Annotated in this window: 23 protein-coding genes and 1 pseudogene; 9 read left to right on the top strand and 15 right to left on the bottom strand. The window is 72.3% G+C overall.

Annotation, left to right across the window (positions count from 1 at the left end; translation table 11 throughout):
* Nucleotides 1-13 precede the first annotated feature (13 nt).
* From H4W80_RS52085 to H4W80_RS52050, 8 genes and pseudogenes are all read right to left on the bottom strand, one after another.
* Nucleotides 14-586 (bottom strand): annotated as a pseudogene (locus H4W80_RS52085) (MFS transporter); the annotation flags it as partial.
* A 287-nt stretch (nt 587-873) separates the two neighbouring features.
* Entirely contained in the window at nt 874-2,238 is a 1,365-nt protein-coding gene (locus tag H4W80_RS52080) for an LLM class flavin-dependent oxidoreductase (protein ID WP_192791847.1), read from the bottom strand.
* Nucleotides 2,235-3,413: an SfnB family sulfur acquisition oxidoreductase gene (locus tag H4W80_RS52075; protein WP_192791846.1), complete on the bottom strand. Its 1,179-nt coding sequence runs from the start codon at nt 3,411-3,413 to the stop codon at nt 2,235-2,237. The genes H4W80_RS52080 and H4W80_RS52075 overlap by 4 nt, the downstream gene beginning before the upstream one ends.
* Before the next feature lies 1 nt (nt 3,414).
* Nucleotides 3,415-4,983: a dipeptide ABC transporter ATP-binding protein gene (locus H4W80_RS52070; RefSeq protein WP_192791845.1), complete on the bottom strand. Its 1,569-nt coding sequence runs from the start codon at nt 4,981-4,983 to the stop codon at nt 3,415-3,417.
* Complete coding sequence (locus H4W80_RS52065) at nt 4,980-5,783, bottom strand: ABC transporter permease (RefSeq protein WP_192791844.1); 804 nt, start codon at nt 5,781-5,783, stop codon at nt 4,980-4,982. Before H4W80_RS52065 ends, H4W80_RS52070 begins: the two co-directional genes overlap by 4 nt.
* Nucleotides 5,780-6,712 carry an ABC transporter permease gene (locus tag H4W80_RS52060; protein WP_192791843.1) on the bottom strand — a complete coding sequence of 311 codons (933 nt, stop codon included), beginning with the start codon at nt 6,710-6,712 and terminating at the stop codon, nt 5,780-5,782. The genes H4W80_RS52065 and H4W80_RS52060 overlap by 4 nt, the downstream gene beginning before the upstream one ends.
* On the bottom strand, nt 6,709-8,328 hold the full coding sequence (locus H4W80_RS52055; RefSeq protein ID WP_192791842.1) for an ABC transporter substrate-binding protein: 1,620 nt from the start codon (nt 8,326-8,328) through the stop codon (nt 6,709-6,711). Before H4W80_RS52055 ends, H4W80_RS52060 begins: the two co-directional genes overlap by 4 nt.
* A 3-nt stretch (nt 8,329-8,331) precedes the next feature.
* Nucleotides 8,332-9,945, bottom strand: a complete 1,614-nt coding sequence (locus tag H4W80_RS52050) for an ABC transporter substrate-binding protein (RefSeq protein ID WP_192791841.1) — start codon at nt 9,943-9,945, stop codon at nt 8,332-8,334.
* 83 nt (nt 9,946-10,028) lie between these two features.
* Between H4W80_RS52050 and H4W80_RS52045 the strand changes: the two genes are divergently transcribed.
* From H4W80_RS52045 to ssuE, 4 genes are read left to right on the top strand one after another with little or no spacing between them, the layout of a single operon-like run.
* Nucleotides 10,029-11,210, top strand: coding sequence for an SfnB family sulfur acquisition oxidoreductase (locus tag H4W80_RS52045; protein ID WP_192791840.1), 1,182 nt, complete (start codon nt 10,029-10,031; stop codon nt 11,208-11,210).
* 8 nt (nt 11,211-11,218) lie between these two features.
* The gene (locus H4W80_RS52040; protein WP_192791839.1) at nt 11,219-12,373 is read left to right on the top strand and encodes an LLM class flavin-dependent oxidoreductase; all 1,155 of its coding nucleotides are present in this window, start codon (nt 11,219-11,221) and stop codon (nt 12,371-12,373) included.
* Nucleotides 12,370-13,521, top strand: coding sequence for an acyl-CoA dehydrogenase family protein (locus tag H4W80_RS52035; protein WP_192791838.1), 1,152 nt, complete (start codon nt 12,370-12,372; stop codon nt 13,519-13,521). Before H4W80_RS52040 ends, H4W80_RS52035 begins: the two co-directional genes overlap by 4 nt.
* 14 nt (nt 13,522-13,535) lie before the next feature.
* The gene (ssuE, locus tag H4W80_RS52030; RefSeq protein ID WP_185076164.1) at nt 13,536-14,042 is read left to right on the top strand and encodes an NADPH-dependent FMN reductase; all 507 of its coding nucleotides are present in this window, start codon (nt 13,536-13,538) and stop codon (nt 14,040-14,042) included.
* Nucleotides 14,043-14,051: 9 nt separating this feature from the next.
* On the opposite strand, the gene H4W80_RS52025 is transcribed toward ssuE, so the two are convergent.
* Nucleotides 14,052-14,327 (bottom strand): winged helix-turn-helix transcriptional regulator, encoded by a 276-nt coding sequence (locus H4W80_RS52025; RefSeq protein WP_318787651.1) that lies wholly within the window; start codon nt 14,325-14,327, stop codon nt 14,052-14,054.
* A gap of 246 nt (nt 14,328-14,573) precedes the next feature.
* On the opposite strand from H4W80_RS52025, the gene H4W80_RS52020 reads away from it, so the two are divergent.
* Genes H4W80_RS52020 through H4W80_RS52005 form a run of 4 tightly spaced genes read left to right on the top strand, consistent with a single transcriptional unit; the run spans nt 14,574 to nt 18,167 of the window.
* Nucleotides 14,574-15,434: an ABC transporter permease gene (locus H4W80_RS52020; RefSeq protein WP_318787474.1), complete on the top strand. Its 861-nt coding sequence runs from the start codon at nt 14,574-14,576 to the stop codon at nt 15,432-15,434.
* 31 nt (nt 15,435-15,465) lie between these two features.
* Nucleotides 15,466-16,500 carry a taurine ABC transporter substrate-binding protein gene (locus H4W80_RS52015; protein ID WP_192791836.1) on the top strand — a complete coding sequence of 345 codons (1,035 nt, stop codon included), beginning with the start codon at nt 15,466-15,468 and terminating at the stop codon, nt 16,498-16,500.
* Entirely contained in the window at nt 16,484-17,275 is a 792-nt protein-coding gene (locus H4W80_RS52010; protein ID WP_192791835.1) for an ABC transporter ATP-binding protein, read from the top strand. Before H4W80_RS52015 ends, H4W80_RS52010 begins: the two co-directional genes overlap by 17 nt.
* Before the next feature lie 22 nt (nt 17,276-17,297).
* Nucleotides 17,298-18,167 (top strand): TauD/TfdA dioxygenase family protein, encoded by an 870-nt coding sequence (locus H4W80_RS52005; protein WP_192791834.1) that lies wholly within the window; start codon nt 17,298-17,300, stop codon nt 18,165-18,167.
* A gap of 184 nt (nt 18,168-18,351) precedes the next feature.
* On the opposite strand, the gene H4W80_RS52000 is transcribed toward H4W80_RS52005, so the two are convergent.
* Nucleotides 18,352-18,576, bottom strand: coding sequence for a hypothetical protein (locus H4W80_RS52000; protein ID WP_192791833.1), 225 nt, complete (start codon nt 18,574-18,576; stop codon nt 18,352-18,354).
* Between the two features lie 8 nt (nt 18,577-18,584).
* Between H4W80_RS52000 and H4W80_RS51995 the strand changes: the two genes are divergently transcribed.
* Entirely contained in the window at nt 18,585-18,866 is a 282-nt protein-coding gene (locus tag H4W80_RS51995; protein WP_192794259.1) for a zinc-binding dehydrogenase, read from the top strand.
* 93 nt (nt 18,867-18,959) lie between these two features.
* Here H4W80_RS51995 and H4W80_RS51990 read toward each other — a convergent pair whose 3' ends face one another.
* The 5 genes from H4W80_RS51990 to H4W80_RS51970 are packed head-to-tail and all read right to left on the bottom strand — an operon-like array spanning nt 18,960 to nt 23,345.
* A complete protein-coding gene (locus tag H4W80_RS51990) occupies nt 18,960-19,304 on the bottom strand; it encodes a 4Fe-4S binding protein (protein WP_192791832.1) in 345 nt (114 codons plus the stop codon).
* Nucleotides 19,301-20,884 carry an FAD-dependent oxidoreductase gene (locus tag H4W80_RS51985; protein ID WP_192791831.1) on the bottom strand — a complete coding sequence of 528 codons (1,584 nt, stop codon included), beginning with the start codon at nt 20,882-20,884 and terminating at the stop codon, nt 19,301-19,303. The genes H4W80_RS51990 and H4W80_RS51985 overlap by 4 nt, the downstream gene beginning before the upstream one ends.
* A 10-nt stretch (nt 20,885-20,894) precedes the next feature.
* Entirely contained in the window at nt 20,895-21,650 is a 756-nt protein-coding gene (locus tag H4W80_RS51980; protein WP_192791830.1) for a DUF427 domain-containing protein, read from the bottom strand.
* Between the two features lies 1 nt (nt 21,651).
* The gene (locus H4W80_RS51975; protein ID WP_192791829.1) at nt 21,652-22,677 is read right to left on the bottom strand and encodes an isopenicillin N synthase family oxygenase; all 1,026 of its coding nucleotides are present in this window, start codon (nt 22,675-22,677) and stop codon (nt 21,652-21,654) included.
* Nucleotides 22,674-23,345 (bottom strand): alpha/beta fold hydrolase, encoded by a 672-nt coding sequence (locus H4W80_RS51970; protein ID WP_192791828.1) that lies wholly within the window; start codon nt 23,343-23,345, stop codon nt 22,674-22,676. The genes H4W80_RS51975 and H4W80_RS51970 overlap by 4 nt, the downstream gene beginning before the upstream one ends.
* Nucleotides 23,346-23,351: the final 6 nt, after the last annotated feature.

Raw genomic sequence — 23,351 nt, 5'->3', positions numbered from 1 at the left:
CGACCTCACCGAGCCGGCGCGGCAGTGTTCGCGTCAGCAGCGCCGCGACCGCCGAGGTTGCCGCAGTGACCCACAGTACGGAAGTGGCGTCGAAGGTGGCGAGCAGCACGCCGGCCGCCGCCGGGCCGACCACCAGGGCGGCAGAGGTCACGGTCTGGCGCAGACCGACCAGCCGCGTCAGGTCGAGCACAGCGTGGCGAGCCACCATCGGGACCAGCACCTCACGGGCCGTCATCCCGGGCACGTCCCCGAACGAGCCCAGGATGCCCAGCACGATGAACCACACCAGGTCCAGGCCCCACAACAGATCGACCAGGGGCAGCGCGGCGACCGAGACAGCGGAGATGACGTCGGAGACCACCGAGGCCGTCCGCCGGTTGATCCGGTCGATCACCACCCCGCCGAGCAGTCCGACCAGCACGGTCGGGACCGCCGTCGCGGCCGCCAGCGCCGCCGTGCCCAACGGGCTGCCGGTCGTCTGCAGCACGATCAGCGGCAGCGCCACCGCCGCGAGGCCGTTGCCGAGCAGGCTCAGCAGATGCGAGGCGAGATAGGCGGCGACGACCAAGTACCGTTTGGGAGACATGCGACCAGGAAAGACCCGGACGTTGCGTCGGGGTCAAGGGAGCGGTCGCGACCGACACCCCGCCCGGGCAGTGATCCTGGGTTGGTGCCGGAGCCGACAGACACGCGCAGCCCGGCGATGCCGGCGGGTCGTCGGTGGCCGGGGACGCCAGCGGGGGGGGCGAGCCTCCGGTGCTGAAGCCGACGGTGGGCTTGCCGGCGGCGGCGATTCTGGTGCCAGTTCGGGTGATCAACGAGCAGGCGCGCGGATCGCCGAGTACGGCGGTCCGCCCCGACAGCCCCGGCCCGTCAACCTCGGCGGTGGGCGGCCCCCGGATGGGTGGCGGGCAACCGGTGGACGCCCGGGCCGAGCAGCCGCTCGCGCAGCGTCGAGTCCTCGTAGGAGGTCCGGTAGCGGCCCCTGCGCTGCAGCTCGGGCACGACCAGCTCGATGAAGTCCTCGGCGGTGCCCGGTGACAGGTACTGCATGAGGTTGAACCCGGTCGCGCCGGTCTCGTCGGCCCAGCGTTCGATCTCGTCCGCGACCCGCTCGGGCGTGCCGGCGACGAAGAACGGGCCGCCCTGCCCGATGCGGCCCACGGAGTCGAGCACGTCGCGCACCCGCAGGCCACGGCCGGCCAGCGGGCGCACGGCCCGCTCGGTGAAGTCGCCGCCCCGGGCCACGATGTCGTCGATGAGCTCGTCCGGGTCGTAGGCGGCCAGGTCGATGCCGCTGCCCCGCTGCGCGAGGAAGCCTTCGGGGCGGATGTGCCGCTGCAGGTCGGCGATCTTGGCGTCCACCTCCTGCTGCGTGTGCGCCACGATCACCGACGCGCTGGGGAAGAACGTGATGTGTGAGGGATCGCGGCCGTACGCCGCAGCGCGGCGGCGGGTGTCGGCGATGTCGTCGCGCAGCGCCTCGAGGGACGCGGCGCCGGTGAAGACGGCCTCGGCGTGCCTGGCCGCGAAGTCCTTGCCCCGGTCGGAGTTGCCCGCCTGGTAGAGGACGGGCGTGCGCTGCGGCGACGGCTCCGACAGGTGCGGCCCGGCCACCCTGAAGTGCTTGCCCACGTGGTCGATGGCGTGCACCTTGGCGGGATCGGTGTAGACGTGCCGCTCCCGGTCGCGGACCACGGCGTCGTCCTCCCAGCTGCCCTCCCACAGCTTGTAGAGCACCTCCAGGTACTCCTCGGCGATCTCGTAGCGCAGGTCGTGCTCGATCTCGTCGTCGAGCCCGAAGTTACGGGCGGCGCCGCGCAGGTAGGAGGTGACGACGTTCCAGGCGACGCGGCCCTTGGTGAGGTGGTCGAGGGTGGACATGCGGCGGGCATGCGCGAACGGCGGCTCGTACGTGGTCGAGAACGTCACCGCGAACCCCAGGTGCTCGGTAACGGCGGCCATGGCGGGCACCACAAGCAGCGGGTCGTTGGCGGGGATCTGCACGGCCTCCCGGATGGCGGTCTCGGGGCCACCGCGGTAGCGGTCATAGGCGCCCACGACGTCGGCCAGGAAAACGGCGTCGAACAGGCCGCGCTCCAGCAGCCTGGCCAGGTCCGTCCAGTACTCCAGGTCGGTGTAGCGGTGGCGGTTGTTGGCGGGGTGGGTCCACAGGCCGTGCTGGATGTGGCCGACGCAGTTCATCTCGAACAGGTTGAAGTGGATGATGCCGCTCATCTAGGAAAGCTCCTGGGGGCGATGCCGTTGAGGTGGTAGTCGCCGACGTCGTGCACCTTGGCGCGCCGCGGGTCGTGGACGGTGTGGGTACGGGCGTTGCGCCAGTGCCGGTCCAGGCCGAGCGGGAGCCGAGCGGCGCTGGCCCCGGCCAGCTCGAACCACTCGGCGCTCACCCGGTTGGCGGCGCGGTCGGCCTGCGCGCGGGCGGCGGCCATCGCGACGGCCGCCTCCGCCGCGAGCGCGGGCAGCTCTTCGGGCGGGGCCGATCTGGCCCGGTCCACGGCGTCGCCGGCACTCTCCAGCAGCGCGCGGGCGGCCCTGGTCAGCACGGCCAGCTCGCCGAAGAGCTGCACGACGACCGGGTCCTCGACCACCTTCTCCGCCTGGGCGCCTGGCCAGCCGCCCTTGACGTACCCGCGCAGGAAGGCGGCGGCGTCGGCGAGCGTGCCCTCCGCGATGCCCGTGTCGATGGCGGCGTGGATGAGCAGGCCGAAGCTGCGAAACGTGCTGACGTCGTCGCGACGCACCGGCATGACGCGGTCGGCGGGCACGAACACGTCCTCCAGCAGGACGGTGCCGCTGGCCGTGGTGCGCTGGCCGAAGCCGTCCCAGTCGTCCACGACCGTGAGGCCGGGGGTGTCGCGGGGCACGAACGCCACACTGTGCGAGTCCTCGTCGAGCGCGGTCACCGGGATCCAGTGGGCGAACAGCGCCCCGGTCGAGTAGATCTTCCGGCCGGAGACGAGGTAGCCGCCGTCGTGCGGGCGCAGGGTGGCGCGCTCGCGTTCGCCGTCGGGGCCGCGGGCGTCCACCGCGGCGTTGCCGAGGCGGCGCCCGGCGAGGACCTCGGCGTAGAAGAACGCCTGCTGGCCGGGGGTGCCGTGCTCGCGCAGCGAGTCGAGGTACCAGAAGTGGTTCTGGGGGATCTGCCCGATGCTGGCGTCGGCGGCCGACAGCTCCCTGATGATGGAGCCGAGCGTGGCGGTGCGCACCCCGGCGCCGCCGTGCTCGGCGGGGACGGTGATGCCGAGCAGCCCGCTGTCCGACAGCGCCTCGATCTCGGCCACGGGCAGGACGCGCTCGGCGTCACGCCGCGCCGCGCCTGCCGCGAAGCTCGCGGCCAGCTCGCGGGCGACCGCGATCGCCTCCTCGTCGGTTTTGATCACATGTGCCATGTCACGCCACCGCCAGTCTCGGGATCGCCGCCACAAGTTCCTTCGTGTACGGGTGCGCGGGCCCGCGGAAGACCGTCCCGACCGGCCCTTCCTCGACCACGCTCCCGTCCTTCATGACCAGCACCCGGTCGCACAGGTGGTGGACCACGCCCAGGTCGTGGGAGATGAACAGGTAGGCCACGCCCGTCTCCCGCTGCACGTCCTCCAGCAGGTCGAGGACCTGCGCCTGCACCGACACGTCGAGCGCCGAGACCGGCTCGTCGCACACGATCACCGACGGCGACGGGGCCAGGGCCCGCGCGATGGCCACGCGCTGCCGCTGCCCGCCGGACAGCTTCAGCGGCCGGCGCGCCAGGTGCTCCTCGCCGAGCCCCACCAGTTCCAGCAGCTCGACGGAGCGGGCGCGGCGGCGCTCGCGCGGCACGCCCGCCACAGCCAGGGCCTCGGCGAGCACCTTGGCAACGGTGTAGCGGGGGTCGAAGGAGGCCAGGGTGTCCTGGTAGACAACCTGGACATCGCGGCGCAGGCCCGGGTCGTGTCCGGTCCAGGGGCGGCCGTGCACCTCGACCGTGCCGGTGTCGGGCCTGGTGAGCCCGAGGGCGATGCGGGCGGTGGTGGTCTTGCCCGAGCCCGACTCGCCGACGATCCCCAGGGTCTCGCCCGCGCGCAGTTCGAACGACACCCCCTGCACCGCGACCCGGCCGCCGAATGACTTGCCGACGCTGTCGGCCCGCACCACGACCTCGCCGGGGGCGGGGCGCGGGCCCGCGGGGGCGGTGCTGGACAGGCGGGTGCCCTTGGTGTGCTCGGCCGGGATCGCCCGCAACAGGCGCCGGGTGTACTCGTGAGCAGGACGGGTGAGCACCTCGCCGGTCGGCCCCTGCTCGACGATCACTCCGTCCTTCATGACGGCCACCCGGTCGGCCAGCCGGGCCACCACGGCCAGGTCGTGGCTGATCACGAGCAGCGACCTGCCCTCGGCTTTGATCCCGGCCAGCAGGTCCAGCACCTGCGCCTGGATCGTGACGTCCAGGGCCGTGGTGGGCTCGTCCGCGATGACGAGCTCGGGGTCGGCGGCCAGCGCGGCGGCGATCAGCGCGCGCTGCCGCAGCCCGCCGGACAGCTCGTACGGGAGCTGCCCGGCGCGCAGCTCGGGCTCCGGTACGCCGACGGCGGTCAGCAACTCCACCACCCGGGCCCGGCGGCGCGCGCCGGACAGGCCGGTGTGGGTGGTCAGGACCTCCTCGATCTCCTTGCCGACCTTGCGCAGCGGGTCCAGCGAGACCAGGGCGTCCTGGAGCACGAAGCCGATCCGGCCGCCGCGCAGGCGCCGCCAGCCGCGCTCGCGCAGGCGGGTGAGGTCCTGTCCGTCGAAGGTCAGCTCGCCGGCGGCGACGCGAGCGCCGCCTCCGGTGAGGCCGACCAGGGTGCGTGCGGTGACGCTCTTGCCGGAGCCGGACTCCCCGACCAGGGCCAGGCACTCCCCCGCCGCGATCTCGAACGACACCCCGTGCACGACCGGTGTCGCGCCGAAGGCGACGCGCAGGTCGTCCACCTTGACCAGGCTCACCCGGTCCTCCCTTCCGATCGCAATCTGAGTGCCCGGCCGACCACGGTCACGCTGATCACCGTCAGCGTGATCGCCAGGCCGGGGAAGACGCCGTACCACCAGGCCCGCGAGATGAAGTTGCGGGCGGTGGACAGCATGGAGCCCCACTCGGGCTCCGGAGGCGGCGTGCCGAGCCCCAGGAAGCTCAGCGCGGAGCCGGCCACCAGGGCGGTGCCGACACCGATGGTGGCCAGGATCAGCACCGGCTTGACGGCGTTCGGCAGCACGTGGCGCAGGATCACGCGTGGCCCTGGCAGTCCCAGCGCGTACGCCGCCTCGACGTAGCTCGCCCGGCGGATGGCCAGCGTCTGGGCGCGGACGAGGCGAGCGTAGGAGGGGATGTTGGCCACGCCGATGGCGAGGATGGCGTTGGCGGTGCCGCCGCCCGCCACGGTGATGACGACGAGGGCCAGCAGCAGCTCGGGGAAGGCCATGCCGACGTCGGACAGGCGCATGATGACGTTCTCGACGAGCCGGTTGCCCAGCCCGGCGGCCAGGCCGAGCAGCCCGCCGAAGACCAGGGCGACGGCGATCGCGCCGAAGCCGAGCAGCAGCGAGGCGCGCGTGCCGTGCACGACGCGGGCCAGCACGTCGCGGCCGTTCTCGTCGGTGCCGAGCAGGTGCGCGGCGCTGGGGGCCTGGAGGGTGGCGCCGCTGTCCACGGCGAGCGGGTCCTGGCCGGTGAACAGGCCCGGCGCGAGCGCGGCCAGGACCAGCACGGCCAGGACTGCCGCGGCGAGCCACACGCCGACCCGGTTCACGCTGTCTCCTTGAGGCGGGGGTCGATGACCAGGTAGAGCAGGTCGACCAAGAGGTTGACCAGGACGTAGACCAGCGCGGACAGCAGCACCACGCCGAGCACGAGCGGCAGGTCCTTGGCGTTCACGGCCGAGACGAGCAGACGGCCGATGCCCTGGCGGGTGAAGAGCGTCTCGGTGACGACGGCGCCGCCGAGCAGCGCGCCCAACCAGAAGCCGGTCATCGTGATCAGCGGGGTCAGGGCGTGCCGGAGCGCGTGACGCAGCCGTACGGCGGTGTCGCCCAGGCCGCGGGCGCGGGCGCTGACGATGAAGGGTTCGTCCAGCACCTCCTCCAGCGCCTCGCGCAGCACGTGGCCCAGCACGCCCGCGATCGGCAACGCCAGGCACAGCGCGGGCAGCACCAGCGAGGCCGGGCCCTGGCCGCCGGTCGAGGGGAACAGTCCCAGACCGAAGGAGAAGACGGTCAGCAGCACGATGCCCAGCCAGAACGTCGGCGTCGAGGCCGCCACCAGCTCCGCCGCCGAGGCCAGACCGCGCCACCGGCGGCGCCCGGCGGTGGCCAGCGCGACCGCGATGGCCAGGAGCAGCCCGGTGACGGCGGCGGCCACGGCCAGCTCCACGGTGGCGGCGGCCTGCTCGCCGATGGCCCGGGTGACCGGGGTGTGCAGGCGGTAGGAGGTGCCGAAGTCGCCGTGCGCGATGCGCCACAGGTGGGCGGCGTACTGCTCGTACCAGGGGCGGTCGAGCCCGTACTCGGCCCTGACCTGGGCGAGCACCTCCGGGGTGGGGGCGGCGCCTTCACCCCCGACGACGGCCTCGGCCGGGTCGCCGGGGGTGAAGTGCACCACCAGGAAGGTCAGGGTCGCCGCACCCCACAACACGCCGACCCCGGCCAGCAGGCGCCATCCGATGAACTTCAGGGTCTTCATTCGTCCAGCCAGGTGTCGTAGAAGTACGGCGACGGGTAGGCGGGCGTGAAGGCCAGGTCGCGGACCTTCTTCTGGTAGGCGACCGGGCGCGGGTCGTCGTAGAAGGGGATGGCGGGGACGAGTTCGAGCAGCCTGGCCTGCGCCTGGTTGTACAGCTCGGTCGGGTCCTCGGTGCCTCTCGCCTTCTCCAGAAGGTCGTCGAGCTTGGAGTCGGACAGGCGGGCGACGTTCTGGCCGCGTCGCTCGGCGGTGGTGATGTTCTTGGAGGAGTACTGGATCCACAGCACGTCGGCCGTGTTCGTGGCCCACAGGCCCGAGGACAGGTCGTAGTCGCCCTTGGTCGAGCGGTCCGTGAGCTCCTGCTCGGGCGGCGTCTGGATCTGGATGTCCAGGCCGATCTTCCTGGCCGCGGCCTGCGTCTGCACGGCAATCTGCATGCGCTGGGCCGGGAAGTTCGCCGCGATCGGGAAGTAGGCGGTCAGCCGCTTGCCGTCCTTGAGCCGGATGCCGTCCTTGTCCCTGGCCGTCCAGCCGGCCTCGTCGAGCAGCTTGTTCGCCTTGGCCGGGTCGTAGGCGATGGTGCCGGTCAGGCCCTGGGCGTAGCCGGGCGTGGAGGAGGTGACGAAGCCCTGGGCCACCTGGTACTGGCCGAAGGAGATGCCCTGGATGACGGACTCGCGGTCCACGGCGGCCAGCAGCGCCTGGCGCACCCGGACGTCGTCGAACGGCGGGCGGGAGGTGTTCAGCCAGAACGACATCGGGTGGCCGGGCCGGATCGCGGTGAGGAAGCCGAGATCGGGGTTGGCCTTGACGTCCTCGACGTTCTGCGGCGGGGTGAAGTCGATGGCGTGCACCTCGCCGGCGGCCAGCGCGTTGTAGCGGGTGGCGTCCTCGGCGAGGAAGCGGATCTCCAGCTTCTCCAGGTAGGCGGGGCCGGTATGCCTGGCGCTCTTCGGGCCCCACTTGTAGTCGGGGTTGCGGTGGTAGGTGATGCTCTCGCCCTTGGTCCACTTGTCGAAGACGAACGGGCCGGAGCCGATCGGGTGCTCGCAGATGGTCTGCGGTGACTCCTTGATCTGCTTGGGGGAGATCATGCCGAGGTAGCCCTGGGCGAGGATGTCGAGGAAGGGCCGGTACGGCGAGCTCAGGTGCACTTCGAGCGTGTAGTCGTCCACGATCTTCGCGTCCTTGTAGGGCGCGATGTACGAGGCGGCCAGCGGTGACTTGGTCGCCGGGTCGCGCATGTGCTCGAAGTTGACCTTGAGGGCCTCGGCGTTCCAGACCGCCCCGTCATGAAATTTCACGCCCTGGCGGAGCTTGAACGTATAGGTCCTGCCGTCGTTGGAGATCTCCCAGCTGTCCGCCAGCCACGGCTGGATCGTCCCGTCCGCGTCGAACCACACCAGCGAGTCGGCCACCGGGACCGTGCTCACCGGGCCGTCGGAGCTGGCGTTGCCGTGCGGGTCGAGGCAGGGCGGTTCCTGCCCGTTCTCGCCCAGGATCAGGGTGCCGCCGGACTTGGGGGTGTTCGTGGTGCCGCCCGAGGTCCCGGCCGCGCTGCCGCATCCGGCGAGCAGCAGCGCGAGGGTGAGGACGGCGAGAGGGGTCTTGGTCATGTGTCAGCTCACCCATGCGTCGTGGAAGGTGACGGCGCCGTAGGCGTAGTCCCACGTCAGGCCGTGCACCCGTTTCTGCGAGGAGACGAGGCTGGGCCTGTTGTAGAGCGGGACGGCGGGCGCCAGTTCGAGCAGCCGGGCCTGCGCCCTGCCGTAGATTCCGGCCCGCTGGGCGGGGTCGATGCTGGCCCTGGCCTCTTCGAGCAGCTTGTCGAGGTCATCGTCGGAGAGCCTGGTGGTGTTCTGGCCGCGCCGCTCGGCGGTGGTGATGTTCTTGGAGGAGTACTGGATCCACAGCACGTCGGCGGTGTTCGTGGTCCAGATGCCGACGGACACGTCGAAGTCGCCCTTGGCCGTGCGGTCGGACGAGATCTGCGCCGTGACGTTCTCGATCCTGATTTCGATGCCCGCCTTGGCGGCGGCGGCCTGGGCCTGGACCAGGATCTGTGTGTTCTGCGGGTTCACGCCCGTGTCGAGGGCGACGGCGGTCAGGCGTTTGCCGTCCTTGAGGCGGATGCCGTCCTTGTCCTTCTGCGTCCAGCCCGCCTCGTCCAGCAGCTCGTTCGCCCTGGCCGGGTCGTAGGCGATCTGCCCGCCCTGGGCGTGGTCGGGGGTGGAGGGGGTGACGAAGCCCGTGGCCACACTCCACTGTCCGAAGGAGACGCTGTCGATGATGGCCTTGCGGTCCACGGCCAGCGTGAGCGCCTGGCGTACCTTCTGGTCGCCGAACGGGGCGCGGCCGGTGTTGAGCCAGACCGAGAACGGGTGTCCCGGCCGGTCGATGGTGGTGAAGGCGAGGTCGGGGTTGGCTTTGACGTCCTCGACGCTGGCCGGCGGGGTGTTGTCGATCACATTGACCTCGCCGGCGAGCAGCGCGTTGTAGCGGGTCGCGTCCTCGGCCAGGAAGCGGATCTCCAGACCGTCCAGGTACGCGGGACCCGTGCGGCCGGTCGGCCCCCACGCGTAGCGGGGATTCTTGCGGTAGGTGATGCTCTGCCCCTTGGCCCACTCGCCGAAGACGAACGGTCCGGAGCCGATCGGGTGCTCGCAGGTGCTCGCCGGGTCCTCCTTGAGCTGCTTGGGCGAGATCATGGCCAGGTACGACTGCGCGAGCACGTTCAGGAACGCCGAGTACGGCGAGCTCAGACGCACTTCCAAGGTGTGCTCGTCCACGACCTTCGCGTCCTTGTACGGCGCGATGTACGAGGCGGCCAGCGGCGACTTGGTCGCCGGGTCGCGCATGTGCTCCAGGTTGAGCTTCAGCGCCTCGGCGTTCCAGGCCGACCCGTCGTGGAACGTCACGCCGTTCCGGAGAGTGAAGGTGTAGGTCAGGCCGTCGTCGGAGATCTTCCAGGCGGAGGCCAGCCAGGGCTTCAGATTGCCCTCGGCGTCCTGCCACAGCAGGGAGTCGAAGATCGGGCGGCCCACGACCGTGGTGTTCGTGGTGGACAGCTGGTGGGGGTCGAGGCAGGCGGGCTCGTCGGCGTTCTCCCCGAGCACGAGCGTGCCTCCGGACTTCGGGCCGGCGTCGCCGACGACCGGTTGCGGCGTGGCGTCAGCGCCGCAACCGGCCACCAGCAGGGCCGTGACGAGCAGCATTGTGAAGCGGGTCAGCATGGGGGTCCTTAAACAGGTATTGCCTACCTGCATTGCAGGGATTACGGTGAACCATAACGTAACACGCAGAACGGACGAAACACATGACCCACGTGATCGCCGGCGACGCCGAGGCGCTTGCGGCGGCGCGCGAGCTCGCCGCCGGGTTCGCGGCGGAGGCGTCGGCCCGCGACGCCGAACGCCGCCTGCCGGAGCCCGAGCTCGACAGGCTGTCGGCCAGCGGTCTGCTCGCCATCACCGTGCCGCGCGCGTACGGCGGTGCCGACGTGAGCGCGCGCACCCTCGCCGAGGTGTTCCGGCTGCTGGCCGCGGCCGACCCGAACCTCGCGCAGATCCCGCACAGCCACTTCGTCTACGTCAACGTCCTGCGGCAGCAGGGCACGGACACGCAGCGCAAGTTCTTCTTCGGCGAGGTGCTGGACGGCAGACGCTTCGGCAACGCGCAGTCCGAGGCGGGCACCAAGCACGTCCAGGACTACCGGACCTCGCTGACCACCGCCCCCGCAGGGGGCTTCCTGCTGAACGGCATCAAGCACTACAGCACGGGCGCGCTGTTCGCGCACTGGATCCCGGTGCTGGCACGGCGGGAGGACCGGACGCTGCACGTGGCGTATGTGCCGCGAGACGCCCCCGGCCTGACCGTCGTGGACGACTGGGACGGCATGGGCCAGCGCACCACCGCCAGCGGCACGGTCCGGCTGGAGGACGTGCGCGTGCCCGAGGACCGGGTGGTGCCGCACCACCTCACGTTCACCGGTCCGCAGCTCCACGGGGCGTACGCCCAGCTCCTGCACGCCGCGATCGACGTGGGCATCGCAGGCGGAGCCCTGGAGGAGGCGCTGGAGTTCGTCCGGACCAAGGCCAGGCCGTGGTTCGAGAGCGGTCAGGACCGCGCGGCCGACGATCCGCTCGTCATCCAGCGAGCCGGCGAGCTTGTCGTCAAGGTACGCGCCGCCGAGGCACTGCTCGACCGGGCCGCACAGGCCGTGGACGCCGCCCGGGACGACCTGACCGACGAGACGGCCGCCGCCGCCTCCATCGCCGTGGCCGCGGCCAAGGCGTTCGCCGACCCGGTGGCGGTGGAGCTGGGCGGCGCGATCTTCGAGCTGGGCGGCACCCGGTCCAGCCTCGACAGGCTCAACCTGCACCGCCACTGGCGCAACGCTCGCACCCATACCCTGCACGACCCGGCTCGCTGGAAGCTCCAGCACATCGGCCGCCACGCGCTCAACGGCCAGCTTCCGCCCCGGCACGGCCTGCTCTAGGAGAGACGATGACTTTGACGTTCCACTGGTTCCTGCCCACGTACGGCGACAGCCGCGACGTCGTGGGCGGTGGCCACGGGCTCCCGGCGGGCGCGGCGTCCGGCGCCCGCCCCGCGACCCTGTCCTACCTGCGCCAGATCGTGCACGCGGCCGAACAGGTCGGCTTCGTCGGCGCGCTGACGCCCACCGGCGCGTGGTGCGAGGACGCGTGGCTGACCACCGCGATGCTGGCCGACACCACCGAGCGGCTGAAGTTCCTGGTGGCCTTCCGCCCCGGGCTGGTCTCCCCCACGCTGGCCGCGCAGATGGCGGCCACCTTCCAGTGGCACTCGCGGGGGCGGCTGCTGCTGAACGTGGTGACGGGCGGGGAGAGCCACGAGCAGCGCGCGTACGGCGACTTCCTGGACAAGGACGCCCGCTACGCGCGTACCGACGAGTTCCTGCAGGTGGTACGGGCGCTGTGGCGGGGCGAGACGGTGAGCCTGTCCGGTGATCATCTCCAGGTCGAGGACGCCCGGCTCAACCGGCTGCCCGATCCGGTGCCCGACGTGTACTTCGGCGGCTCCTCTCCCGCCGCGGGCCGGGTGGCCGCGCGGCACGTGGACGCCTACCTCACCTGGGGCGAGCCGCCGGACGCCGTGGCCCGGAAGATCGCGTGGGTGAACGGGCTGGCCGCCGCCGAGGGCCGCACGCTCAGGCACGGCATCAGGCTGCACGTCATCACCCGCGACACCAGCGAGCAGGCGTGGGCGCAGGCACGCAGACTGCTCGACGGCATCGACCAGGCGACTCTGGAGAAGGTGCAGGCCGGCCTGGGCCGCAGCGAGTCCGAGGGGCAGAAGCGCATGCTCGCCCTGCACGGCGGCAGGCGCGACGACCTGGAGATCTACCCGAACCTGTGGGCGGGCGTCGGCCTGGTGCGCGGCGGGGCGGGCACGGCGCTGGTCGGCAGCCACGCCGAGGTCGCCGACCGCATCGAGGAGTACCACCGGCTCGGGCTCACCGAGTTCGTGCTGTCCGGTTATCCACACCTGGAGGAGGCGTACTGGTTCGGCGAAGGCGTCCTTCCCATACTGCGCGAGCGCGGCCTGTGGCGGCATCCCGCGGAGCCGGCGTCCGCCGAACCGGCCTCGATCCCGTTCGCCACGGCGGGAGCGCAGTGAGCACGCTGACGGAGCTGCGGCGGCGCGCCGCCGAGCTGCTTCCCGAGCTGGCGGCCGGGGCCGGGCAGCGGGAGCTCGCCCGCGAGCTCCCGCGGGGTGAAATCCGCGCCCTGGCCGCCGCGGGCCTGCTCACCTTCCGCATTCCCTCCTCGTACGGCGGAGGCGGCTCCAGCGTGGCCGAGGTGTTCGACTTCCTCATCTCCCTGGCCGCCGCCGACTCCAACATCGCCCAGGCGCTCCGCCCCGGCTTCGGCCGGGTCGAGCACCTGCTCACCGCCTCCGAGCAGGAACGCGAACGCTGGTTCCCGCGCTTCCTGGCCGGGGACGTGTTCGGCAACGCGGGCTGGGAGATCGGCGGCGCCAGCGGGGAGGTGCGCACCCGCATCGACCGCGACGGCGTCGTGAACGGCAGCAAGTACTACAGCACAGGCGCGCTGTACGCGGACTGGGTCAGCGCGTCCGCCGTGGACGACTCCGGCGAGCGGGTGTTCTTCACGCTGCCGCGCGACCGGGAGGGGTTGGAACTGCTCGACGACTTCGACGGGATCGGGCAGCGGCTCACGGCCAGCGGCACGACCCGGCTGAACGGGGTCAAGGTCCTGCAGGAGGAGATCGCCGAACGTCCCGGGAACGGCGCCCGCTCCCCCGTCAGCGCGTTCATGCAGCTCTACCTGGCCGCTGTGCTCGCCGGGATCGCGCGGGGCGCCCTGACCGACGCCGTCGCCTTCACCCGCGAGCGCTCCCGCCCGATCCAGCACAGCGGGGCCGCCCGCTCCGTGGACGACCCGTACGTGCGCCACGCCGTCGGCGAGATCGCCGCCCGCGCCTACGCCGCCGAATCCGCGGTCCTGCGGGCCGCCGTCACGATCGACCGGGCCTGGGGCGGCGACCTGGAGCCTGGCCTGCTCACAGACGCGGCCGTCGAGGTGGCCCAGGCGCAGTTCGTCGCAGCGGAGTCGGCGCTGAAGGCCGCCGAGCTGCTGTTCGACGTGGGCGGCGGCTCCGCGGTCGCGCGCCGCCACAACCTCGACCGGCACTGGCGCAACGCCAGGACCGTCGCCAACCACAACCCCCGCGCCTGGAAGGCCGCCGTGGTCGGCGCCTACCACCTCACCGGTACGCAGCCGCCGCTGAACGGCCTGTTCTGAAAGGGATCTCCGTCATGACCCCCGTGCTCCTGATTTCGGGCAGCCCCTCCGCGACCTCCCGCACCGGACGACTCCTCGACCACGTGGCCGAGCTCCTGGACGGCGCGGTCTCCCTGCTCCACCTACGCGACCTGCCCGCCGAGCCGCTCCTGCTCGGCCGCGACCATCCGGACATCGTGGCGGCGGAGCGCTCCGTGGCCGAAGCCGACGTGATCGTCCTGGCCACGCCCATCTACAAGGCCGCCTACACCGGCCTGGTCAAGGCCTTCCTCGACGGGCTGCCGCAGAAGGCGTTCGCCGGCAAGACCGTGGTGCCCATCGCCACCGGGGGCACGCAGGCGCATCTGCTGGCGGTGGACTACGCCCTGCGGCCGGTGCTCAGCGTGCTGGGGGCGCGGCACGTGACGCGGGGGCTGTTCGTGCTGGACACGCAGATCACCCCGCTGGCCGAGGAGCTACGGCCCCGGCTTCGCGAGCTGGCCGACGAGGTGAACGCGGTCCCGCTGCGCGCGGTCGCCTGACGCCGCTCGTCACCCGGGATCTCGGGCGAGGGGCAGCGAGCCCTGGGCCAGGCCGAGCCGCTCTTCGGGCGGGCGCCGGGCATCGTAGCGGCCGCGGGCGCCTTCGATGTCGTCGTGGTGCTCCACGGCCCAGTCGACCAGTCCCCAGACGCGCTCGAGCAACGTGCGGCCGAGCGGCGTCAGCTCGTAGTCGACGCGAGGCGGCACCTCGGCGTAGACGCTGCGCGTGACCAGCCCATCGCGTTCGAGCAGGCGCAGGGTGGCGGTCAGCATGCGCTGGCTGATACCGGGAAGCGCGAGGCCCTGCCGGAGCGGGCCACGGTCGTGCTCGTGCGTGAGCCGATCGGGTTCTGAGCGCGCACGGCGGCCCGGCCAGGATCCGACGATCAGCGGATCCTGGCCACCGCTCCGGTGACGGGCTGGGGTCGGGGATCAGACGTATATCCGATATAGCTAGTAGGAAATGTTGACTTTAGGCGAGCGTCGCCGTAGCTTCGTGGTCATGAGCCCCCCGACCAGGTGTCCGAGGCGGTGACCTCGCCCACCTCGACGGCCGCCCCCTCGACCGCCGTTCCCGACGGCGGACCGGCGTCCGTCACCCGGCGATGGCGGCCGGCGACCCGCAGGATCATGGTGCGCGTGCTCGCCGGGGCCGCGCTCCTCGGCCTGTGGCAGCTCGCCGCGGCCGCGGCGGCCAATCCCTCCTTCATCCCCTCCCCCGGCGCCGTGTGGGAGCAGTTCCTGCGGTTGTCCACGACGCACGACGGCATCCGCGGTTACAGCGGCAGCCTGCTCGTCGAGCACCTGGGCATCAGCCTGCGGCGCATCCTCATCGGATCCGCGATCGGTGTGGCCGGCGGGCTCGTCGTGGGCGTCGTGCTCGGCACCGTGCCGTGGATCCGCGTCGTGGCCGAGCCGGTGGTCACCTTCGTACGGGCGCTGCCGCCGCTGGCGTACTTCAGCCTGCTCATCATCTGGTTCGGCATCGACGAGACGCCCAAGCTGTGGCTGCTGGCGATCGCGGCGCTGCCACCGGTCGCGGTGGCCACCGCCGCCGCCGTGCACGGCGCGCCGTCCCACCTGGTCGAGGCGGCCAGGGCACTGGGCGCCTCGCGGCGGGACGTCATCCGGGACGTGGTGCTGCCCAACGCGCTGCCGGAGATCTTCACCGGCGTCCGCCTGGCCGTCGGCATCGCGTACTCGTCCGTGGTCGCCGCCGAGACGGTCAACGGCGTGCCCGGCATCGGCGGCATGGTCCGGGACGCCCAGCGTTACCTGCAGACCGACGTCGTGGTGCTGGGGCTGCTGGCCATCGGACTGTCAGGCCTGCTCATCGACGGTCTGCTGCGGGTCGCGGAGAAGCGGCTCATCCCCTGGCGGGGCCGCTCGTGACCCGCCGCACGTCCCTCGTGAGGAAGCCGCCATGCGTCTGAGATTCCTGCTGTCTTTCGTGTTGATCGCGGTCCTGGCCGCCTGCGGTGACGGCACCGCGTCCCGGGGAGGCGGTGGCGGCGCGGCGGCCAACCGCATCCGCCTCGCCTACCAGGCCTTCCCCAGCGGCGACCTCATCGTCAAGAACAAGAGGTGGCTGGAGGAGGCGCTGCCCGGTTACCAGATCCAGTGGACGAAGTTCGACTCGGGCGCCAGCATCAACACCGCCTTCGTGGCCGGCAGCGTGGACATCGCCGCCATCGGCTCCAGCCCGGTGGCCCGCGGGCTGTCGGCCCCGCTGAACATCCCGTACCAGGTGGCGTTCGTGCTCGACGTGGCAGGTGACAACGAGGCCCTGGTCGTCAGGAACGACAGCGGCGTGTCGGCGATCGAGGGCCTGCGCGGCAAGAAGGTCGCCACGTCGTTCGCCTCGACCTCCCATTACAGCCTGCTGGCCGCGCTCGGCCAGGCGGGCGTGCGCGAGTCGGAGCTGACCATCGTCGACCTCGAACCGCAGGACATCCTCGCCTCCTGGACGCGCGGCGACATCGACGCCGCCTACACCTGGCTGCCCACCCTGAAGGAGCTGAAGAAGAACGGCAAGGTCCTGATCGCCAGCCGGGAACTGGCCACGGCCGGCAAGCCCACGCTGGACCTCGGGGTGGTGTCCACCGCGTTCCTCAAGGCGCATCCAGAGGCGGTGGACGCCTGGCGCAAGGCCGAGGCGAGGGCCCTGCAGCTCATCGCCGACAACCGCGCCGAGGCCGCCGCCGCCGTCGCCACCGAGCTCAACCTCACCAAGGAGGACGCCGAGGACCAGCTCACCCAGGGCGTCTTCCTCAAGCCCGCCGACCTGGCCTCCCCCGAGTGGCTCGGCACCCCCGAGCGGCCCGGCGCCCTGGCCGAGAACCTCGTCAGCGCCGCGCAGTTCCTCAAGGACCTGCAGAAGATCGAAGCCGTACCCGACCTGGCGACCGTGCGGAACGCCATCTACAACAAGGGGCTGCCCGATGTCCTCACCCCTTGAGACCGGCACGCAGACCGCCGTCCACGTGAAGGATGTCGTGCACGTGTACGGGACGGGCACGGACATCGTGACCGCGCTCGGCCCGATCTCGCTCGACGTCCCCCGCGGCTCGTTCCTCGTGATCGTCGGAGCGTCCGGCTGCGGCAAGAGCACGCTGCTGCGCCTGATCGCCGGCTTCGAGCGGCCCAGCGCCGGCGTCGTCCGTACCGCCGGAGCTGCGCCGGTGCCCGGCACCGGCGCCGGGATCGTGTTCCAGCAGCCCCGGCTGTTCCCCTGGAAAAGCGTGGGCGGCAACGTGGAGCTGGCCCTGCGCTACGCCGGCGTCCCCCGCGAGGAGCGCGCCCGCCGGGTGCCGGAGCTCCTGGAACGGGTCGGCCTGCACGACGTGGCCCGCCGCCGGACCTGGCAGCTGTCCGGCGGTCAGCAGCAGCGCGTGGCCATCGCCAGGGCGCTGGCGGGCGACGATCCGCTGCTGCTGCTCGACGAGCCGTTCGCGGCCCTGGACGCGCTCACCCGCGAGCGGCTGCAGGAGGACCTGCGCCGGGTCAGCGAGCAGACGGGCCGCACCTCCGTGTTCGTCACCCACAGCGTCGAAGAGGCCGTCTTCCTCGGCAGCCGCGTCGTCGTGCTCACCAGCAGGCCCGGCCAGATCGCCCTCGACCTCGACATCCCCCTGCCCCGCACCGGCCTGGAGCCCGACGAACTCCGCGCCCTCCCCGAGTACACGGCCCTGCGTGCCACCGTCAGCCACGCCGTCCGCGAGGCCGCCGGATGACCACCACAGAACAGGAGCGCACATGTCCACACCCCTGGCCGCCACGCTCACCCTGCGCCCGCTCGGACCGCACTTCGGCGCCCGGATAGAAGGGCTCGACCTGGCGACCGCCGACGACGAGGAGCTGGCCGCGGTACGAGCCGCCGTCGTCGAGTGGAAGGCACTGTTCTTCTCCGGGCAGAGCCTCGACGAGGACGGCCAGGTCGCCCTGGGCCGCCGCCTCGGCGAGTTGACCGCCTCCCACCCCGTCGTCGGCGGCGTGGACGAGGCGCACCCGGAGATCTACGCGCTCGACAGCGCCGACAACGGCTTCGCCGACGTCTGGCACACCGACGTCACCTTCATGCCGCGCCCGCCGCTCGGCTCGATCCTGCGCGCCGTGGTGCTGCCTCCCACCGGCGGGGACACCAGCTGGGCCGACAGCCAGCTCGCCTACGACTCACTGGCCGCACCCGTACGGGAACTGGCCGACCAGCTCACCGCGGTGCACGACGGCAACCGCGAGTTCGGCTACTACCTGGCCCAGCGGCGCGGCGGCAAGGGCAGCGTCTGGGAGGGCGAGGTCGTCACCCGGCTGGACCCGGTGGAGCACCCCGTCGTCCGCGTCCACCCCGAGACCGGGCGCAAGGGCCTCTTCGTCAACCCCGGCTTCACCTCGCACATCGTCGGCGTCTCGGAGGCCGAGAGCCGCCACATCCTCGACCTGCTCTACGCCCACCTGACCAAGCCGGAGCACATCATCCGCCACCGCTGGCGCCTCGGCGACGTGGCCATGTGGGACAACCGCAGCACATCCCACTACGCCAACCGCGACTACGGCACCGCCCACCGGGTCATGCACCGCATCACGCTGCGCGGCGACCGGCCGTTCGGGCCGTCGTCCCCCCGCTGAAGGGAACGGCCCGTCCCCGCCTGCCGGAGGCGGTGGACGGGCCGTCCTCGCCGCTCCGGCGCGACTCCTGCCGCCCGGCCTGCGGCCTCACGGTCACGCCGGCCGGGCGCGGCCGATCCCGCCTTTTCCGGGCGTCCTCCATGAAGGCTCGACCCCCGGCTGATCCCAGGTATCGGGGCGATCGTCAGGCGTGGCAGGTTAGCGGCCCGCCGTGGAAGGCGACCATCTCCTGGAAGATGTCCAGCACGTCCAGCGGGATGCCAGGGGCACCGCCGAGCTGTTCGGCATAGGCGCGGTGCAGGTTGGCCGTCAGCCGCTCCGAGTCGCGCAGCGCGCCGAAGCCGCCGAGGTCGGCCTCCTTGGCGGCCGGCAGCGACGGCAGGCCCGCCCGCACGCCCTCCGCCGCCATCTTCCGACCTGGTCGGCGGCAGCGCGCTGGAGGAGGTGGCCGGCGTACTGGCGGATCGGTCGAAGCTGATCACCGCGGCCGACCGGGAGACGGTCGCGCGGCTCGGCGGCTCACCGGTCCAGCGGGTCCGTGACCGGACGGTGCTCGACGCGGTTGCGAACCTGGCCGTGGAGGGGGTGCTACGGCCGTTCGTCACCCAGACCTTCCCCCTCGCGCAGGCACCCCAGGCGTTGCGCACGGTGGAGAGCGGCCACGCGCGCGGCAAGATCGTGATCGAGCTCGGCGCATGAGCGTTGCCGGCGCGATCAGGATTCGTCCGGGGGCCGGTTTCGCCTGTGAGCCGGCCCGCAAGCCGGATGACGAGCACGACCGGCGCTTCCCCATCACGAGATGATCGCCTGCGACGTCGAGGGCAGCACCGGCCCGATCGCCCGCCGGGCGCCCGGGGTGCGCCCGTGTCCCCAGCCGATCTGCCGGCGGTATCCGCCCAGCAGCCCGCGCTCGGCCAGTTCCGTCACATCGGGCGGCTCCGGGAGCGGGTGCGCGGCCGGGGCCACGTAGAGGGCGTCCACCGGGCAGTACGCCTCGCACATGAAGCACGTCTGGCAATCGCCCTGCCGCGCGATCAGCGGCACCCCGTCGTCCCCGCGTACGAACACGTCCGTCGGACAGGCCTCGACGCACTTGTCGCAGGCGATACACCGGTCGCGCAGCACGATCTCGATCACGACGCCACCGCCAGCGACCACCCGGTCTCCGGCAGCACCCAGACCTCGTCGAGCCCGCCGGAGATCAGCCGGTGGTGCTGGGCGGGATCGGAGCCGGGGTGGTCGGAACGCTTGTGCATGCCGCGGCTCTCGGTCCTGGCCAGCGCGCTGGCGTACATCCATCGGGCGTGGGCCGCCATCGCGACGGCCGAGCGGGCGCGCACGACGTCGGGGCCGTCGGCGCGCAGGCCCTGCCTGGCCCGCTTCCAGGTCTCGTCGAGCGCGGCCAGCGCGGGCGCGAGCCGGTCGCCGTGGCGCAGGTAGTTCTTCTCGTACGGCAGCACCTCGGCCTGGACCGCCTCGATGATCTCGCGATGCCCGGCCGGGTCGCCGCCGGCCGGCCGCAATCCGGCGCCGCCCGCCCCGCGCACGGCCCGCGTGGCCGCCCGGGCGCCCAGAGCGCGGGCGTGAAGGGCCGCGGCCTGCCCTGCCCAGGTGCCGGACGACATCGCCCAGGCCGCATTGTGGCTGCCGCCGCCGGTGAAGCCCCCGCAGATCGGCTCCCTGGTGGCGGCGTCGCCGGCGGCGTACAGGCCCGCGACGGAGGTGGCGCAGTCGTGGCCGGTCAGGCGGATCCCGCCGGTCCCGCGTACGGTCCCCTCCGCTAGGAGCGTGACGGGGAAAAGCTCGGTGAACGGGTCGATCCCCTGCCGGTCGAAGGGCAGGAAGAAGTTGGGCTGAGCCAGCCGCATCGCCTGCCTGATCCCCTCCCCCGCCTGGTCGAGGCGGCAGAAGACGCGCTCGGACAGCAGCGCCCGCGCGATCACCGACCGGCCGCGCGTGCTGCCCGCGCCCTCCAGGACGCTGCCGTCGGCATGGTAGAAGGTGGCGTAGGAGTAGAAGGCGGTCTTGGTCACGGAGGTGAACTCGGGGGCGATGGCGTAGGCGTTGGAGAACTCCATGCCGGACAGCTCGGCCCCGGTCTCCGCCGCGAACAGGGCGCCGTCGCCGGTGTTGACGTCGCAGCCGAGCGCCTTGCTGAGGAAGGCGCAGCCGCCGGTGGCCAGCACCACCGCGCCCGCGCGCACCCGGTAGGAGCGGTCGTGCTGCCTGCGGTGGCCGGCCGCGCCCGCGACCGCGCCGTCCGCGTCCACCAGCAGTTCGGTGACAGGGCTGTGGTCGAGCACGCGCACCCCCGAGCGGCGCGCGCGGATGCGCATGCGGCGCATGTACTCCGGGCCCTGCAGGCCGCGCCGGATCTGCCCGCCGTCCTCACCCACCGGGAAGGGGTAGCGGCTCACCTCGGCCAGCTCGTTCATGTTCGCGTACGTCTGGTCCAGGACCCGGGCCATCCAGGCGCGATCGGCGAGGTACCCGCCCAGGGCCTCCCGGGAGGCCATCGCCGCCTCGCGGGAGGCCGGGTCGGGATCGACGTACCAGACTCCGGTGCCGGCGGCAGCAGTAGCACCGCTCGTGCCCAGGTAGCCCTTGTCGACCAGGACGACGTCGGCGCCCGACTCGGCTGCCTTGACGGCGGCCCAGGCGCCGGCCGGCCCGCCGCCGGCCACCAGGACGTCTGCGATGAGATCCAGATCGGTCATGACTCCCTCCTCATGGGAGATCCGCAGGGCGGCTCGTCAGTCCTGCGCTGAAGAAGGTGACGGGACGTTCCTGCGCGACGCCGTCGACGACGATGTCCACTGCCTCGTTGTAGAAGGCCACGTGCCCCTTGATCGGCGCGGCGGCCGGGATGGGGTCGGGGTAGGCCCAGGCGACGTCGGGCGGCGCGCCTCCGCCCTTGAACGCCCAGTAGGAGGCCACCCCCTTGTACGGGCAGCGGGTGTGCGTCCCGGTCGGCTCCAGCAGGTCGAACCGCACGTCATCCGGCGGGATGTAGTAGCGGGTCGGCAGACCTGTCTCGAACAGCAGCACCGCGTGACGGGTGTCCGCGACCACCTGCCCGCCGATCTCGACGACGACATGCCGGGAGCTGGGGATCGGGTCCACCCGCTTGTACGGGTCGCGCGGGTGCACGAAGATCTCCTCTTCCTCCTCGTACCAGTGGTCGAGCACCACGTCCGGATGCCGGAACCACGCGAACGCGATGTGGTCGGGAAGCTCCGGATACCGCCAGGCGGCATCGCGTACGAGCGCGTCCCCGACCGCGAGGTCGTAGCGGACGCCCGGCGGCTCCCCGGCGTCGCGCAGCAGGTCGGTACGCACGTCACGAGCGGGGAAGGCGTACCCGGGCACCGGCCGGCCCGGCTCCCACACGAGCACGGGGGCGCGGCTGTCCACAACGACGACGCCGTCGCGCAGACCGCGCACCCAGCGCTCGCTCGGCTCCCAGCGGAAGTCCCCGGGCATGTCAGGTCTCCGCCAGCTCGGCCACGTACGGGCGGCCCTCGCGCCACGCCGCGACCTGGTCCGGCCGGCCGAACACCTCCAGATACTCCTCGACCTGCCGCTTGGCCTGGTCCCACAGCAGCACGGGCTCGTAGTCGGAGCCCTCGGGGCCGACGAACGGGGCCAGCGGCTCGATCACGGTGTCCAGGCTGGGATGCCAGAACACGCCGGTCGAACGCCTGGTGACCGAACCACCCGCGACCACCCGGTGCGTACCCGCGGACAGGCGGCCGTTCGTCCACTTGGTGAGTATGTGACCGGAGAACACCTGCAGGGCGCCGGGCACGATGGGGACCGGGATCCACTCGCCGTCGGGGCCGCGGCCCTGCAACCCGGCGTAGTCGCCACGCTGGTGCAGCACCGTGAGCGCGGAGCCGTCGGCGTGCTCCAGCAGGAGCAGCTTGTCCTGGTCGGTGTCGCCGCCGTCGTCATAGGTCCAGGTCGGGTAGTCGTTGACGACGAAGCTCGTGTAGTAGGGGCGTCCGGAGGTGGGGAAGGTGCCGGCGGGGACGCCGAGCAGGCGCGCGTACAGGGTGAGCACCTTCTCGGCCACGCCGACCGAGGCGTCGTGGTAGCGCGCGGCCAGGTCCTTCAGGCCCGGCTCCTGCGGTGGCCAGACGTTGGGGTGGGCGTAGAGCTGCGCGTGCTCGTCGCCGAGCCCGGCCGCTTTCGCCTCCTCGACGCTGCCGAACTGGCCGATGATGAAGCGTTCCAGCTCCAGGCGGCCGAAGTCGTCCGGCCACTGCCGCCAGCCGCGGTAAGGGTGGCCGGTGGGGCTGGCCAGCTCGGCCTTGTCCTCGCGGGGCAAGGCCAGAACGCGGCCGATGGAGTCGTGGAAGCCGTCGATGAGCTCGTCGGGGACTCCGTGGTTGGTCACCTGGATGATCCCGATCTGCTCGGCCGCCTCGCGGGCGGCGTCGAGCAGTTCGGGCGGGGCGTCGTCGCTGAGGGCGAGTTCGAGGTCGATGAGGGGGATCTGGGCGGTCATGAGCTGCTCCTCGTGGTCGGGCCGGTCAGCAGGAGGTCGGCGAGCCGGGCGGGCGTGAGCCCGGCCGCGGTGGGTGGTGGTCCGTCGGGAGCGGGGCTGTGTTCCTCCGAGGCGACGAGCCGGGCGGACGGCACGCGCTCGCTCAGCTCGGCCACGGCGGCGTCGCTCAGGCTGCCCCGGACGACCGTGACGGGTGCTCCCCCGGCGGCGAGCCGGGCGAGCCCCTGCCAGAGGTACTCGGCGTCGTCCGAGGGAGCGGGATGCCCGGGGAGGGTTCCGATGAGAATGAGGGCGGGGACGAGGTGCGGGTGCCGGGCGGCCAGCGCGGCGGCGGCGAGCGCGCCGAGCCCGGTCCCGGCCACCGCCTTGGCCTTCGGGGCGAACGATCTGATCGCCTCGGCGATGGGCAGCACCAGTCTGCGGGGCGCGTAGACGGCGCTGTGGCGGCTGGAGCGACCGTGGCCCGGCAGGTCGAGGGCCAGCGCGGGACGGCCGAGCCCAGCCAGCGGGCCGTCCCAGTCGCGGGCGCTGCCGCCGGCGGCGTGCAGCAGGACGACTTCCGGCGGTCCCGGCCCCCAGGCGACGCCGCTCACGTGGTCGCCGGTGGAGACGGTGACCCATCGGCGCTGCACGGGGCCGGGCAGACCGGCGAACTCGTGGTCGGACATGGTGCT

The organism is Nonomuraea angiospora (assembly GCF_014873145.1).
GTDB classification, from domain to species: Bacteria; Actinomycetota; Actinomycetes; order Streptosporangiales; family Streptosporangiaceae; genus Nonomuraea; species Nonomuraea angiospora.
Note: the sequence above shows the minus strand (reverse complement) of the source record. Positions and strands in the feature narration are given on the sequence as shown.